Consider the following 15,606-nt stretch of genomic DNA (forward strand, 5'->3'; position numbering starts at 1 on the left):
TCCCAAACCCAATTCTTCAGGAGCGGACGTAGTGGATGCAGCCTGTCGTGATTAGCCATTGAATCCTCCAAGTGCCCCAGTATAGTTTCAAGTGGTTGCTTGGCCGAACCCTGTCCGATGTCGAATTTCCGTAGTCGACCCCGTTTCTGTCATCGACAGCTTCCTGCGCAAACGGCACCAATGAGATGCGAACCAGACATCGGGGCAGCCCGCGCCTCGACTCCTTCAGTCTTTCGCCGAAGGTACTTGCTCCCGGTCGCACACTTTGGCCCGCCGCGTCACGCTGCCTGTTGAGCAAACCATTGGAGGATGCGTTGGCGCGCCGGATGCAATGCTCCAGCGGTTTGCAGCCAAAGCACATAGACGCCGGTGGTCTTTAGCGGTGTGCCGAAGGGAACGATCAGCTTGCCGCCGGCGATCGCTTCCTGCGCCAGAGTCAGATCCGTCATGGCGACGCCCAGTCCACGGCTGGCGGCATCCATTGCCAGTTCGTCCAGGTTGAAGGTCATGTGCCGGTAGTCGGCGTCGTCCGCCTTCCCCTGCGCCTGAAGCCAGCGCTTCCACTCGTGGTGCCCGGTCGAGCCGTGAATCAGGGGGTACTTGTCCAACTCGTCCAGCGTGGCCGGAGCCTCCTTGCCGCCGACCAGCGAAGGCGCGCACACCGGCACGAGAAACTCTTCGAAGAGTGTGAGGAACGAAGGGTCCGTGCGCATTTCGGGGAGGTAAAGGATGTAGGCATCGCACTCGCCCGATGGATCGACCGTCTCGGTCGCAACCGTCTCAATCGACAGTGACAGATCGGGGCATTGCACATAGAAGTCAACCATGCGCGGCAATAGCCAGCGAACCGCTACCGATACGAATATGCGAATGCGGAATGGCCTGTCCCGCCGCGTGAGGTGCTCATTGAGCATCCGTAACTCGCCGAGCACCTTGCGCGCAACGTCGAGCACCGCCTTGCCGTGCTCGGTCAACTGCATGCTGCGGCTGTTGCGAACGAGCAGCGGCGCGCCGTAATGGCTTTCCAGTTGCTGAATCTTCCTGCTTACCGCGCTCTGGGTCAGATGCAGCTTTTCCGCCACTTCGGTAAAGCTGGCCGACTCCGCCACCAAAGCGAGTGCCTGAAGGGCCTGGAGAGAGGGCGGACGATAAATCTTATCCATGCGTTTTTTGAATACTCGGATGATTTAATAACGCTGGATAACCCACCCAGCTCCCAATATATTGGCACGAACCCAAAGATATTCTCACGCAAGAATGCCAATTATTCATGGTTCAGACAATTGCATCCCACGCTTCGTGGTAGGAGACGTGCTTTGATCGAAAATATCTGCGGCTGGATCGCGCAGGCAGGTAGCTCGCCGGTCGATGCGGCCCTCAAAGGAACTCAGCAAGCCGATTGGCTCGTGATCGGGGGCGGTTTCACGGGATTGGCCACGGCGCATACGCTCGCCGAACTGCACCCGCAATCGCGCATCGTTATCGTTGACCGGCAGCGCGCGGCTCAAGGCGCATCGGCGCGCAATTCCGGTTTCGTGGTCGCGTACGAGCGGCCCGAACCCGAGGAACTGGGCGGCAAGCCATTCAATGAGCAATACCATCGCGTGACGGCAATCGGCAAAGCGGCAAGCGACGAGGTGAGCCGACGCGTGAGCACCCTCGGCATCGAGTGCGATCTGAGCCGCGACGGCTACTTCTTCGCCGTCCATGATCCGGCGAAACTTGCACAGGCGGAAGCCCAGGTGCGAACCCTGCGGGAAGCCGGGGCGAGTGCCGAACTACTGGAAGGCCCGGCGTTGTCGCAGCGATTGGGGACGTCTTTCTACAAGGCAGGAATATGGTGCGGCGGCGGTAACGGCCTGCTGCAACCGGCCAGGTACGCCAAGGGGTTGCGGGACACGTTGCCCGGGAATGTATGGCTCCGTGAGAACACGGAAATCGTTGGCCTCGAGCGGATGTATGGCGGGAAGATTCGCGCGCGCTCGCACGACGGCGACATCGAAGCTGGGCAGGTCATCATTTGTGTCGGTGCCTTTTTGCAGAGAGTCGGGGTGAGAGACCGCGCGGTATTCCCGCTCGAACTGAGTGCGTCGCTCACCCGGCCGCTGAACGAAGAGGAGCACGCCCGGCTGGGTAACGCGACCGCGTGGGGCGTGCTGTCGACCCGGGTTGCCGGCGCCACTGTACGGCTGACGCCCGACCGGCGCCTCATGATTCGCAATACGGTGGAGTATCGTCATCGAGATCTCGCGGGCCGCTCACTCGAGGCTCGAAGGGACCGTCATCTGCGAGGAATGCAGCGCCGGTTCCCGTGGGTCACCAGCGAACACCTGCAATTCACCTGGACCGGTCACCTGGGCGCGACACGATCCGGGGAGCCGCGGTTCGCGAAGCTCGAACGTGGTGTCTATGCCGCTGCTGGGTGCAATGGTTCCGGCGTGGCGCGCGGCACCCTATGGGGGCGACTGCTGGCGGAAATGGCGTCGGGAGGCCAGTCCGCGTTGCTGACGGCCGTCCTCGACCACGCCAGACCAGGCTGGGTGCCTCCAAGCCCGTTCTTCGACGTCGGCGCCACAATCCGTTTGCAGTACGAATCACATCGAGCAGCAACAGAGTCGTGAGACCAGCGGATGCGTCCGCTCGAACCCCTTTCGCTACCCACAACTTGCCCAAAAAGGAAAGCACGATGAGCGTTTCCCACTCTGGACCTCGATTCAGGCGAGCGGTCTTCGAGAGTCTGTTCGTGACGGCTGCCGTGACCGCATGGACGGCGCCGGCCGCCCGCGCGGCGGATACCGAGCTGAATGTGTACAACTGGTCGGACTACATTGCGAAAGACACGATCCCGAACTTTGAGAAGCAGACCGGCATTCACGTTCGATACGACAACTACGACAGCAACGATACATTGCAGGCCAAATTGCTCGCTGGCAACTCGGGCTACGATATCGTCGTGCCGACATCGAACTACATGGGCGCGCAGATCCAGGCCGGCGTGTATCAGAAGCTCGACAAGTCGAAGCTGCCGAACCTGAAGAACCTGAGCCCGACGTTGATGCAGATGGTCGCGGGCGCCGACCCCGGCAATCAGTACGGCGTGCCTTGGGCGTTTGCGGTAATCGGTATCGGCTACAACGCGCAGGCTGTGCAGAAGGCGCTCGGCGCGAACGCGCCCGTTGACAGTTGGGCACTCGTCTTCGATCCTGCGAATCTCGCGAAGCTCAAAGGCTGCGGCGTTTCTTTCCTCGACGAATCGATCGACGTCTTTGCGGCAGCGCTGCAATACATGCACAAGGATCCGAACAGCACGAATCCAGCCGACTATCAGGCCGCATATGAGATGCTGAGGAAAGTCCGGCCCTACGTGACCGAGTTCAACTCGTCCGGCTACATCAACGATCTCGCCAACAATGACATTTGCGTTTCGATCGGCTTTGCCGGCGATGTCGGCATCGCGCATCGGCGCAGTGTGGATGCGAAACGTTCGTATGACATCAGATTCCTGAACGTCAAGGAGGGTGGTCTGGTCGCCTTTGACATGATGACGATTCCGAAAGACGCGCCGCATCCGGAGGCGGCGCTCCAGTGGATCAACTACATCGAGGATCCGAAGGCGAACGCTGCTATCACCAACGAAGTGTATTACCCGACCGCGAACGTGCCGGCGCGCAAATTCGTGACGCCTGCGATCGCGCAGGACTTGTCAGTCTATCCGCCGGACGATGTATTCAAGAAGATGACGTTGATGAAACCGAAGCCTGTCGAGATTCTTCGACTCGAAAACAGGTTGTGGACGCAACTGAAAACCGTTCATTGATGACGGGAAATTCGGGGGTGCGGCTGAACCTAATGAGCTGTCGGTTCATTGGCGCAGCGCGGCTTTCGAGCCGTGGCGGCTTCTGTGAATCGGACGGCTACGGGGCCGCGCCGCAGATTTATCGTGCGGGAATGACGCACGGACGGAAAGAGAAGAACTGGTAAGGCGGCGATATCCACAGGGGACTGCCGGCCGGCGAGGAAGCGTCGCGCTAGATCAATAGTTCCAGCGTCTCGAACAAGGCGAGGTCTTCTTTTTTCGCGGACCTCGCATGCCGGCGGATGACATCAAGCAGACACTCGACGAAAGCGACTGCCGCATTGCTCAGGGTGCTGCTTCGACGCGTGACGATCCCCAGTTGTCGGGGCTCGAACACTTCGCGCAACGCGAGCGGCCTCAGGCGGCCACCGAACGGCGGCACGTGGCTCAGGATCGTCGGGCTCCACGTGCACATGTCGGCGTGCTCGACCATAGTCTGCAGCATCGCCACCGATTGGGCGCGCACGATGCGGCGTTCGTCGATCTGCGCGCCATGGCGTGTGAACAGATAGTCCAGCAGGTTGCTCTCGGAGTCCGGCGCGAAGTTCAACACCCAGTCCTCGTCGAGTAGCTCGTGGATAGAGCGCGCCCGCGCTTTCCGATGCCCCTCGCGGACCATCACCGACGATTCATAAGTCAGTATGGGTTCGCATGCGAATTCCTGCATGCTCGCGCCGGGCTGCAACTGGCCAACGGCAAAATCCATGGAGCCTTCGCGCAACAGCGGCTGAGCAACCGCCATCAATCCTTCGAACAGTTCGAGACGGATATCCGGCAAGCGCTTGCGAAAGCGCTGAACGGCCTCGGCCAGGAAGGTCAGCGTAATCCACGGCGTGACGCCGACCATGAGCCTGCCTTCCACACGCCCGCGCAGGCGTTCCAGGTCACTGTGCGCGTGCTCGAGCTGGTTCAGGACAAGCCGGGCATGCGTGAGGAGCACCTTGCCGTGCGCGGTGAACGTGATACCTTCCGGCGCGCGGATCAGCAGCGGCAGTCGCTCCGCGGCCTCCAGTTCGCGCAGCGCGCGCGTCACGGCGGCCTGCGAAAGCCCGAGCGCGCGGGCGGCGCCGCGAATGCTTCCGGAGTCAGCGCTCGCGACGAGCGCTTCCAGTTGATGCAGTTTCATCGGGGACGAGCGCCGCTGACGGCGCCGGTGACAACGAACGGTTGTCATCATAACAAAACACTGGCTGTTCGCTGGAATTTGCTCTGCATACGATTCGCTCCACGGTGCATGGACGGGCGGAGGAGAGGAATTGAGCAGACAGTGGGTTTTGCCTGAGGTGGCGGCAATCGAGACCGAAATGATTGCGTTGCGCCGCGAGTTGCACGCGCAGCCCGAACTCGGCTTTGAAGAACACGCGACGAGCGCGCTTGTTGCCGCGAAGCTCCAGGAGTGGGGCTATCGCGTGACGCGCGGTGTGGGCGGCACGGGAGTAGTCGGGACGATCGAGCGCGGGGGAGGGTTCAACCTCGGTCTGCGCGCCGACATGGATGCGTTGCCTGTACGCGAGGAGACGGGGTTGCCCTATGCGAGCCATCGCGACGGCGTCATGCATGCCTGCGGCCACGACGGCCACACAGCGATGCTGCTGGCCGCTGCACGGTGCCTCGCTGAAAAGACGCAGTGGCGCGGCACCCTGCATTTGATATTTCAGCCGGCCGAGGAGGGCCTGGGCGGCGCGCTCAAGATGATCGAGGATGGCCTGTTCGAGCGCTTTCCCTGCGACGCCGTGTTCGCGATGCACAACGTGCCGGGCTTTCCGGCTGGCCGGATCGGCTTTCACAGCGGCGCCTTCATGGCATCGGCGGACGAAGTGACGATTCGCGTGATCGGCCATGGCGGACATGCCGCCGCGCCCCAGCAGACGATCGACCCAGTCGTGGTCGGCGCCTCGATCGTCATGGCACTGCAGAGCGTGGTGTCGCGCAACGTGGCACCGCACGATCAGGCCGTTGTGAGCGTCGGCGCGCTGCATGCGGGGAGCGCCTCGAACGTCATCGCGCCGCACGCCGATCTGCAACTGAGCGTGCGGGCGCTTTCGGCGCGGGTGCGCGCGCTGCTCGAGCGGCGCATCCGCGAAGTCGCCGAAGGGCAGGCCAGGAGCTATGGCGCGCGCGTGGAGATCGACTACCGGCATTGTTACCCGGTGCTCGTCAATCACTGCGACGAGACCGAGCTGGCGCGCCGCGTCGCGCTCGAATGGGGTGGCGCGCAGATGCTGATTGACGACCTTCGCCCGCTCATGGCGAGCGAGGACTTCGCGTACATGCTGGAGCGCTGCCCGGGCAGCTATCTCTCGATCGGCAACGGGGAAGGCGCGCAGCATTGCTCGCTCCACAACCCCGGCTACGACTTCAACGACTCGAGCCTCGCCATTGGCGCGAGCTACTGGGTGAAGCTCGCGGAACATATTCTGCAGTAACCATCGAAGCAACTGAAACTAAAGGAAGGAGACTGGCAAATGAAGAAATGGACGATGGCGCTCTCGCTGGCACTCGCGGCAGCTGCAACGGCGGCCCCGGCGCATGCGGTAGACCTGAAGGGACGGGAGATTCGGCTCGCCGTCGACCCAACCTATCCGCCGCTCGAATACAAGACGCCCGACGGCAAGCTCACGGGCTTCGGCGTCGATATTGCCAACGCGTTGTGCGCGCAGTTGAACGCGCGTTGTGTCTCGGTGGAAACGAGTTTCGACGGCATGATTCCGGGCCTGCTTGCGCGCAAATTCGACGTGATCTCGTCATCCATGACGATCACGCCAAAGCGCATGGAGCAGATTGCGTTCTCGAACAAGATCTCGAACGCGCCCGCGCGCCTCGTAGTGCGACGCGGTTCCTCACTGCTGCCCGACGCCGGTTCGCTGAAGGGCAAGCGCGTGGGTGTCGAGCAGGGCACGAGTCAGGAAGACTACGCGCGCGCCAGGTGGCAGTCGGCCGGCGTGGAAGTCGTCGCTTACCAGAACCAGGACCAGGTCTACGCTGATCTGGTTTCGGGGCGGCTCGATGCGGCGTTCCAGGCATCCATTGAAGCCAGTGACGGCTTTCTGAAGAAGCCCGAAGGCAAGGACTTCGAGTTCGCGGGGCCGGCGATGGATGACCCGAAGTACTTCGGTCAGGGCGACGGCCTCGGTCTGCGCAAGCAGGACGTCGCGCTTCGAGATGCATTCAATCGGGCGCTCGCCGAAATTCTCGCAAACGGCACCTACGCCCGCATCAACAGGAAATATTTCGACTTCGACATTTACGGCGCGAAGTAACGGGGCGAAAAGCACTCGCGCGAGTGAACGGTCCGCCGGAGGTGAGTGCAGTCCGGCAAATCGCCTTTTACATATTATGTATAACTAAATAATGGAAACAAGATGAGAAAAGTCGTTTCAGCTGCGTTGCTGTGCGGCGTGACCATCCCGGCCTTCGCACAGAGCTCGGTGACGCTGTATGGCGTGATCGATGAGGGGATCGATTTCACCAGCAACGTTGGCGGCCACCAGGTCTATGAAATGACGAGTGGCTACGCGCAAGGGAGCCGTTGGGGCTTGAAGGGTACCGAAGACCTGGGGGGCGGGCTGAGCGCCGTCTTTCAGCTCGAAAACGGTTTCGACGCCGGCAATGGTGCGCTCGCGCAAGGAGGGCGCATGTTCGGTCGCCAGGCGTTCGTGGGCCTCGCGAGCGAACGCTACGGGACGCTGACCCTGGGTCGGCAGTACGATTCCGTCGTCGACTATCTCGCGCAAACCACGGCAAACGGGAACTGGGGCGGCTACCTGTTCTCGCACCCCTATGACAACGACAATACGGACAACACGTTCCGCTTGAACAACACGGTGAAATACGCGAGCCCGACGCTCGGCGGATTGTCGTTTGGCGGTACATATAGTTTTAGCAACGATACGGGCTTTGCAAATAACCGCGCGATGAGCGCTGGCGCGCAATATTCGGCTGGCGGCTGGGTGTTCGCCGCGGCCTACCTGCGTGCCGACAACCCGGCCATGACCGCAAGCGGCGCCATCGCAAGCGCAGGCGGGTCGCTCGGCCCCGACGGCAATTTTGTTTCGTCTACGCTGCAGATCTTCGGTGCGGGCGTCAACTATACAGTTGGCTCCGCGACCGTCGGCTTCACGTATACGAATACGCAAATCGATCATCCCACGGCAAATGTGGCCTACCTGAGCAGCGCGGAAACGATCCAGCCTGTCACCGGCCCGCTGGCAGGCGGTACGCTCAACGCGCTGAAGTATCAGAATTTCGAGCTCAACGGCAAGTACCAGTTCACACCGGCCTTCTTCGTTGGTGCAGAGTATGCCTATACGCTGGAGCATTATGAGGCGACGACGGGCACCGTGCAACCGGGCATCCACACGTTCGGTCTGATGGCCGACTATAACCTGTCGAAACGGACGGACGTTTACCTGCAAGGGGTATATCAGCTGGTGACCGGGGACGAGACAGGTTCGTCACTCGATCGCGCGTACGTACCGGGAGCGCAGGATCTTTCGTCGACGTCGCGGCAACTGGTCATGCGCGCGGCGCTTCGCCATACCTTCTAATGTCGGGACGCGCCAACCTGCTCCGAGCGGTTGGTGCGTATTTCAAACAGGTTATCCGTTCCGCTGACGGATGCCATCTCGCGTTGGACTCCGACGCAGTTTTTGGGAAGTATCTGGCAGGCCATCGACATGGATGTCGCGTTGAGAACCCGTATGTGACAGTCGCCGCGAAGTCGTATGAACGGCAGGTGCCGGATACAACGGACGTTGGCCCTGCTCAACACTTCTTTGTCAGGCCCCAATGGAGAGTCAATGCGATAAAAGCAATCGTCGCTTGACCGGGGAATCACATAATGCACTGCTCCTGCAACCCGTCTTCAGAAGTGCTTCTGCACGCTTTCCACCGCGTTTTTGTGCGCCGCCCGGGCCTCGACGATCAGCCTGTACGCCACGTAATACTTGTAAATGTTACGTACGTAGGTCGTCGTTTCGATTCCAATTTTCTCTGCGACGACAATCTCGACATTGTTGAACCACCTGTCTGGATCAAGGCCTCGCTCGGCCGCGATCTTGCGCATCTTTGCGATGTTGGTCGGGCCTGCGTTGTAGCTCGCGAACGCGAAGAGCGACCGGTCGCTTTCGCTAAAGTGGGCGTCGGAGAAGTATTTGGTCATGAGCGTGTCCATGTATTTGGCGCCTGCATGAACATTGGACTCGGCCACGGAAATGCTACCCACATCCATCAGCTTGCCCGTGGCCGGCAACAGTTGCATGAGGCCGATAGCCCCGGATCTGCTGCGCGCGGACTGGTTGAGTTGTGATTCCTGGAAACCCTGCGCGGCGAGCATAAGCGGATCGAAGCCGTACTGCGTACCATATTTCTGGAAGAACGCAAGCGTATCATTGAAGCGATTTTGTTCGGCATCGCCGCCATTGTTGCGGATCTGCTTGATCTGCTTCATGTATTGCACGAGGAGGTATTCAACCACATCCTGTTTCTTCACATAGTTCAGATAGAAGTCGTTCAGGGCTGCCTGCAACTGTGGGCTGTTCTTGCGAATCGCCCAGCCTGTATAGCCCTCGCCGCTCACAGCGAGATCGTCATGCACCTTCAGGCGCGGCAGAACCTGTGCCCAGAGATGGGCCTCCCAGTCGTCCACGATGATGCAGCCCAAGAGGCCCGCGTTGACCATCTCCATTTCATCTTCGTCTTCCAGCGCATCGGGCAACAGCGTGATTTTCACAGGCGGCTTGCCGTCCTTGCGAAAGCGCTCATTCAGTGCGCTCAGGCTCTCGTAATAGCTCGAAGATCGTCGCACGTAAACCCGCTTCCCCGAAAGATTATCGAGTGTCGAAAGCGAGGGCGACTTTGGCCCGGTGACGACCAGCTCGCGCACCGGCTTGCGATCGCGCGGCGCGATGAAGTCAACGATCTTGAGCCGCTCGTCGGTCGCAGTCAGATTGCCCGCGGAGATGTCGCCGAGCCCGGCGACCAGGCCGGTTAGCAGCTTGTCACGGGTAGTGGGAATCAGGACGACGGTGACCGGCCGGCCGTTCAGCTGGGCCGCGTACTTTCGGTTGATATAGCGTTCGAAGTCGCGCGCCAGGTCAGCGGCAAGTCCGCGTTCGCGGCCCTTGTCGATAAAATAGAGCGTGCGACTGTAAGGAATGAGAAACCGGATCCTGCGGCGGTTGAGCATTGCGTCGAAATCGGCGGTCCACGGCTTGTTCGCAAGGCTCAGTGCGTAGACGTCCAAACTTGCAGCGGGCGGGGCTTTCGTCGGCGCGGCGACGACGGTTGTGGACGCGACCGCTGCAGGTTGCGCGGCATGCGCGCCCATCGTCTGCGCCCAACCGCACAGGGCAAGCGTCCAGCCGATCATAACGCGGACTGACACGTTCACGATGAGCCTCCCCGCGACAACGGTACGCAATTAGCGCGCGAGCATTCGACTATAGTAGGTCGCCCGCAGACGAACGCGGAAGAGACATTTCAACGACTGAGGCGTCGGACAGTTGGGCGACCGAAACTGGCCCGAACAGCGCCCCACGGTTGCTCGAAAGCTGCAAAATCCGATACAAGGCTGGTTGGCCCCTGACCTTTGTCCGTGGTGCGGTGTTTGTGCTGCACGATTGGCGTGTCTATGTTGTACAGCAGTTCGCCGACGCTCTCGCAGTCCTGCATTTTTCAGATGCTTGCCAAACGGCTCATATGCGAGATCAATGCACGTCAGTCGCGATTGATCAGCAGACCTACCAGCACCCCAAAACCGGCCCCCATCCCGATGGATACCCACGGATACTCGTGGACGAAGTCGTCGGTCGCGCGGGCAGCGATTTTGCCGTTTTCGACCACCACGACCTGCACGGCCGTGGCCTTTTTCCTGGCACCTTGCAGGCCTGCCAGCGCTTTTTCATGTAGTTTAGAAACCCTTTCGCTGGGAGCGCTTTCGGCCTGTGGAATCTGATTCCCCAGATCGGTGGGCTCAGCATTGGCATCAGACATTATTCTCTCCCTGTTGGTTTAGAGGTGAACACGTTCGGATACGTGAAGCTAATTGCATGTTGACACGCAATTGTGGCGTTGCAATTGGACCTTAGTCCTAGTCCGCCTACCATTCGGTAAGATGGCTGCCAAGCGGATAATAATTACGATCAAAACGTCCACAGGTTTCAGCGCACGCTGATGTTCGAACGTCAGTCTCGCCGAGTCAGGCGCTGGTCTGATGAATACGCGAGAATGCGACGCCCGTTCGAAGATCCGCATGTTTCTTGCTCATCGGTCAGCCGAATGTTCCCACGACTGCGCGGGCCAACGGCCGCTGATGGCCGTTGAACGAAGCCGCTCAGCGGCCAGCTCGCTGTCAAAGTTTGGTTTGTTCCGCCATTTCAAGGGCATCGTCGACCTCTGTGCCGAGGTAGCGAACCGTGCTTTCTAGCTTGGTATGGCCGAGCAACAACTGAACCGCTCAAAGGTTCTTTGTGCGACGGTAAATCAACGAGGCCTTGGTGCGACGCATCGTGTGCGTGCCATACGCCGTGTCGTCGAGCCCGATCGAAGCGACCCACCGGTGGACTATCGGCGAATTCTGCCTGGTCGAGATATGTGCAGACGCATGCACACGACTCGGGAAGAGATCGTCGGTTGGCTTCAACCGCCGAGACCTTATCCAGGCTTCGATGCTCTGACGGGTCTGCTCCGTGATCTCGAACTGAACCGGTCGTCGAGTCTTCCGTTGCATGACCATTGCTCTGGAGCCGACGCGGCTGCCTTGTCAGATCTCTTGTACGAGCAGTCGTGTCAGGTCACATGCGCGTAGTTTGCTATCAATCGCAAGATTAAACATGGCCAGCTCGCGGATGTTCGAAGACATCTGCAACCTGGTGCGAATCGCCCAGATTTCCGGAAGCTTCAGCGGTGGCTTCTGTCCAGTCAGCTTGCCCTTGTTCCAGGGCACTCGGGAGCCAACCGCGACATTCTGCGTTTCCATGACGATCTCCTTCCAGTTGAAGGGAGATCCAGTGTGCGCCTCTGTCAATTGTCGCTGACTGACCGAGAAACGACGGAGCGCCGGTCGCTGCTGCGCAGGTTGCTCGAGGTCGTCCGTTGAGCTTGCCCAGTTCTCTAACTCCGTCCGGCCTGCGCTACACGGGCCGGCCCACACACCCTGCTGCAAACTGTGAATGTGACTTCAAAGCGCCCAGACGAAACAGGTGAGTCGTGAACGCTTTTGATGACGAAGCGCGCAGCGAATTGCTGTGCTTTCTCGTGGCAGGCCAGTTCTTCGCGTTTGCGCGAGAGGGTGTCTGATTACGTACAGACCACCTGATCGAGTCGGCCCAGATCTGGTTATGCTCAAACGGTGCTGAATGCGACTGGTTGGAGCGCGCCAGGCTCGTCGAGGCGTCGCGAGTGATCGCAGTGCGTGAAGGTGCACGGCCGTTTCCGAAGGACGATGCGGACCTTCACAAGCTGTTCAATCTCCGCACTGTCTGGTGTCTCGACTACCGTTCGCCGGTCGTTCAGAGAATCCATGCTCTCTGTTCGGTGTATCTCAAATTTGAACCTGACGGCGAGCGCACAAAATGAAAAAAGGTCATTGTGTCTGGAGGAGTGCGGTCGCCTTGAGACGCTGTATTCCAGTGTCGGAATCGCTGGAGGTCGCGGAGTGTCGTCCCCGCCGGTTTGCAAGATTGCAGGCAGCGTGCGCTTCGTCCACGTTCTGAAACGCCGCTTTATCTCCACCACTCAACCAGTGTCGCCTGTGATTGGCCCGAGGCGATGTGTCAACTCGTGCCGTCGCAAACGCACTGCCATTACCTCGTATTGCCGCAGGTGCGACGAGAGGCGAGAGCCGACCCAGATGGAATGGACACCGCCCTCCCTCCGGGGAATTGGGCACGATTGAGAGGGCCCCCAGGACCGAACGGCATCAATGTGCCAGAGTGGAGTTGCGACACAACCACTTGAGGAACGGAGGCCCCAGATGAATGCTACGACATACGGACTCGATATTGCAAAACGGGTATTCCAGCTGTACTGGGTCGACGCCGAAACCGGCGAGATCAAGAATCGGCGATTCGGACGAGACGAGTTAATCACGTTTCTGGCGCAGCGCCCCGCCGGTCGAGTTGCCCTTGAGGCATGTGGAAGTGCCCACTGGTGGGCGCGTAAAATCGGCGCGCTCGGACACGAGGTGGTGCTATTGCATGCTCAGTTCATCCGACCATTCGTGCAAACGAACAAGACCGACGCGGCGGACGCCCAGGCGATCTGGACTGCGGTGCAGCAACCCGGCATGCGCACGGTTGCCGCCAAGACAGAAGATCAGCAAGCGATGCTAAGCCTTCATCGTATGCGCTCACTGCTCGTCAAGTTCCGGACGATGCAGATAAATCAGCTGCGAGGACTACTGTATGAATTCGGCGTTACGTTTCGCGCTGGACGCGTAGCTGGACTCGACGAGATCAGGCAGCGCATGGCAGAACTCGAAGACACACTGCCAAGGTCCATAGTTCTGAACCTTCTCGAACAGTTGCGTCGCATCAACATGTTTGAGGAAGACATCAATCAACTGGAGAAGCGGATTGGCGCCTGGCAGAAGCAGGAAGCGGCATGCCGTGCGATCTCCGAAGTGCCGGGCATCGGCCGGCTCACTGCCACCGCTCTGGTGGCGACAGTTGGGGATGCGAAGACATTCAGGTCGGGACGCGAGTTCGCAGCGTTTCTGGGGCTTGTTCCTCGCCAGAATGGGACAGGCGGGAAGATCCGGTTGGGCTCGATCTCCAGACGAGGTGATCCGTACCTGCGTACGTTGTTGATACATGGGGCACGTTCTGTTCTGTGTCACGCGAAGGTGCCAACCGCATGGCAAAAGGCAATACAGATGCGACGACCAGCGAATGTAGTTGCAGTAGCTTTGGCAAACAAAATGGCGCGAATCGCCTGGGCGATCCTCGCTCACGAGACTTCGTACGAAACGTATCATGTAAGCCACAAACCCGCATAGCAGAATGTGGACTTTGACGCGTTGAGGAACTGGTAGGTTGCTTGGGTTGATTTCAATGTGATGGCGAGACAGGTCGGACCGCAGGAACGCAAACCTGAACACAGTCTTGTGCTTCAAGCACGTGGCCGAGATGAGGACGTTCCTGGCGAATTCCATCAGGGCCCGCAGCTTCGGCTTGCAAAAGGCCGCATATAGTGGAATGGCCTCGTCCCACCTCCGGTGGATGACCGCTAACACTCTCCATCGGAGTGCATGGCAGTATTAAAACTCCCTGACCCACGAATGAGCGGAGGTCGTCATGAGCGTCGCGTTGCTGAGCATCGATCTGGCCAAGAACATATTCCAGTTGTACGGCGTCGACGAACGCGGCCACCCAGTACTGACCCGGCGAGTCAGCCGCAACAAGCTTCTGGAAGCGGTCGTTTGCCTGCCGTGCTGCCGCATTGTGATGGAAGCTTGTGGGGGAGCGCATTACTGGGCCCGGCGGTTCTCTGCAATGGGGCATCAGGTCCAGATCATCGCGCCGCGATTCGTCAAGCCGTTCGTCAAATCCCAGAAGAACGATCGAAATGATGCGGAGGCGATTGTTGAAGCTGCGTCTCGTCCGACGATGCGCTACGTCGCAGTCAACAGCGTTGAGCAGCAAGACATCCAGTCCGTGCACCGCATTCGCAGCCTGCTGATGCGGGACCGCATCGCGCAGATCAATCAGATCGAGGCCTCCTGGCTGAATACGGAGTGGTCATTGCGCAAACGCCTCTGAAAGTGCGGACTCTACTCCCCGCGATCGTCGATGACGAGCACAATGAACTGACAGGACTGACCCGAACAATGATGCGCGACATGTACGAGCGACTTGCACTGCTCGACAGGCAGATCGCGCGGTATGACGATCTGATCCAGCAAGTGCACAAGGCATCGCCCGCAAGCCAGCGCCTGGAGAAGATCCGTGGTGTCGGACCGATGATTGCAACGGCCGTCATCGCCGCGGCCGGAAGCGCCTCCGAGTTCTCAAACGGCCGGCAGTTTGCGGCGTGGCTGGGCCTGACGCCACGTCAGCACTCATCAGGCGGCAAAGATCGCCTGTTCGGCATTACCAAGCGCGGTAACGGATATCTGCGAATGCTGCTGGTACACGGCGCCAGATCGGTTGTTCAGCAAGCCGCAAAGCATACGGACAAACTTTCCCGATGGATACTCGAGGTTCAGGCGCGACGCGGAACAAACGTCGCTGTCGTAGCACTCGCGAACAAGATAGCCCGAACGATCTGGGTGTTGCTCGCACGCGGTCAGGAGTATGCGCCGCCGGCATGAGCGGAATCCCGATCACAACAGGGTCTTAGCTTCACCTCTTCATTGGTTGCACAAGTGATCTGATTCAATGGCAAACAGGTCGGACCGTCGGCGACAAAACCTGCGCAGTCTTAGAGCGTGTTAGGCACTTTTGCTGAGGTCTGCGAAGTGGACAAGCATAAGCACGGTAAATACGACGAAGTGCAGGCCGGCCAGGGTTTCGGGCAGTCGCTCGTAGTCTCTGGCCAACCGGCGGAAGCGGTTCAGCCAACCGAAGCTGCGTTCGACCACCCAGCGACGTGGCAACAGGACAAAGCCTTTTTTCACTTCTGGCAGCTTGATTACCTCAGTAAGCGGCTCAGCTGGGCCGTTTGTCCATGCTCGTGCGTGTGAGGCATGATGCTGGACTGGAGTTGCCGGTCAGGTGGCGGAATTCGGCGGACTGGCCCGCGTGTGCAGC

The 15,606-nt window shown here is 59.8% G+C and carries 10 protein-coding genes and 3 pseudogenes; 7 read left to right on the forward strand and 6 right to left on the reverse strand.

Translation table 11 applies throughout. The features are described 5' to 3' along the window. Nucleotides 1–278: 278 nt before the first annotated feature. The gene (locus JMY28_RS38580) at nt 279–1,163 is read right to left on the reverse strand and encodes a LysR substrate-binding domain-containing protein (protein ID WP_201701116.1); all 885 of its coding nucleotides are present in this window, start codon (nt 1,161–1,163) and stop codon (nt 279–281) included. 153 nt (nt 1,164–1,316) lie between these two features. Between JMY28_RS38580 and JMY28_RS38585 the strand changes: the two genes are divergently transcribed. Together JMY28_RS38585 and JMY28_RS38590 are read left to right on the forward strand one after the other, a co-directional pair. Continuing rightward, complete coding sequence (locus tag JMY28_RS38585) at nt 1,317–2,621, forward strand: NAD(P)/FAD-dependent oxidoreductase (RefSeq protein ID WP_201701117.1); 1,305 nt, start codon at nt 1,317–1,319, stop codon at nt 2,619–2,621. 65 nt (nt 2,622–2,686) lie between these two features. Next, on the forward strand, nt 2,687–3,817 hold the full coding sequence (locus tag JMY28_RS38590; RefSeq protein ID WP_201701118.1) for a polyamine ABC transporter substrate-binding protein: 1,131 nt from the start codon (nt 2,687–2,689) through the stop codon (nt 3,815–3,817). A 211-nt stretch (nt 3,818–4,028) separates the two neighbouring features. Here the strand turns inward: JMY28_RS38590 and JMY28_RS38595 are convergent, their stop codons facing one another. Beyond that, the gene (locus JMY28_RS38595) at nt 4,029–4,982 is read right to left on the reverse strand and encodes a LysR substrate-binding domain-containing protein (protein ID WP_201701119.1); all 954 of its coding nucleotides are present in this window, start codon (nt 4,980–4,982) and stop codon (nt 4,029–4,031) included. Nucleotides 4,983–5,160: 178 nt separating this feature from the next. Between JMY28_RS38595 and JMY28_RS38600 the strand changes: the two genes are divergently transcribed. The 3 genes from JMY28_RS38600 to JMY28_RS38610 all read left to right on the forward strand — a co-directional run bounded on the left by JMY28_RS38600 (nt 5,161) and on the right by JMY28_RS38610 (nt 8,403). Next, complete coding sequence (locus JMY28_RS38600; RefSeq protein ID WP_201701124.1) at nt 5,161–6,282, forward strand: M20 aminoacylase family protein; 1,122 nt, start codon at nt 5,161–5,163, stop codon at nt 6,280–6,282. 39 nt (nt 6,283–6,321) lie between these two features. Further along, a complete protein-coding gene (locus JMY28_RS38605; RefSeq protein WP_201701120.1) occupies nt 6,322–7,116 on the forward strand; it encodes an ABC transporter substrate-binding protein in 795 nt (264 codons plus the stop codon). 102 nt (nt 7,117–7,218) lie between these two features. Beyond that, nucleotides 7,219–8,403, forward strand: coding sequence for a porin (locus tag JMY28_RS38610; RefSeq protein WP_201701121.1), 1,185 nt, complete (start codon nt 7,219–7,221; stop codon nt 8,401–8,403). Nucleotides 8,404–8,720: 317 nt separating this feature from the next. Here JMY28_RS38610 and JMY28_RS38615 read toward each other — a convergent pair whose 3' ends face one another. The 3 genes and pseudogenes from JMY28_RS38615 to JMY28_RS38625 form a co-directional block, all read right to left on the reverse strand. Then, complete coding sequence (locus JMY28_RS38615) at nt 8,721–10,226, reverse strand: MltF family protein (RefSeq protein ID WP_201701125.1); 1,506 nt, start codon at nt 10,224–10,226, stop codon at nt 8,721–8,723. A 347-nt stretch (nt 10,227–10,573) separates the two neighbouring features. After that, entirely contained in the window at nt 10,574–10,849 is a 276-nt protein-coding gene (locus JMY28_RS38620) for a DUF883 family protein (RefSeq protein WP_201701122.1), read from the reverse strand. Nucleotides 10,850–11,207: 358 nt separating this feature from the next. Continuing rightward, nucleotides 11,208–11,834 (reverse strand): annotated as a pseudogene (locus JMY28_RS38625) (tyrosine-type recombinase/integrase). Between the two features lie 996 nt (nt 11,835–12,830). Here JMY28_RS38625 and JMY28_RS38630 point away from each other — a divergent pair. Together JMY28_RS38630 and JMY28_RS38635 are read left to right on the forward strand one after the other, a co-directional pair. Beyond that, nucleotides 12,831–13,853 (forward strand): IS110 family RNA-guided transposase, encoded by a 1,023-nt coding sequence (locus JMY28_RS38630; protein WP_201701123.1) that lies wholly within the window; start codon nt 12,831–12,833, stop codon nt 13,851–13,853. A gap of 298 nt (nt 13,854–14,151) precedes the next feature. After that, nucleotides 14,152–15,167: pseudogene (locus tag JMY28_RS38635) on the forward strand (IS110 family RNA-guided transposase). 120 nt (nt 15,168–15,287) lie between these two features. On the opposite strand, the pseudogene JMY28_RS38640 reads toward JMY28_RS38635, so the two are convergent. Then, nucleotides 15,288–15,494 (reverse strand): annotated as a pseudogene (locus tag JMY28_RS38640) (transposase); the annotation flags it as partial. Nucleotides 15,495–15,606 lie beyond the last annotated feature (112 nt).

Source organism: Paraburkholderia hiiakae, assembly GCF_904848665.1.
GTDB lineage: Bacteria > Pseudomonadota > Gammaproteobacteria > Burkholderiales > Burkholderiaceae > Paraburkholderia > Paraburkholderia hiiakae.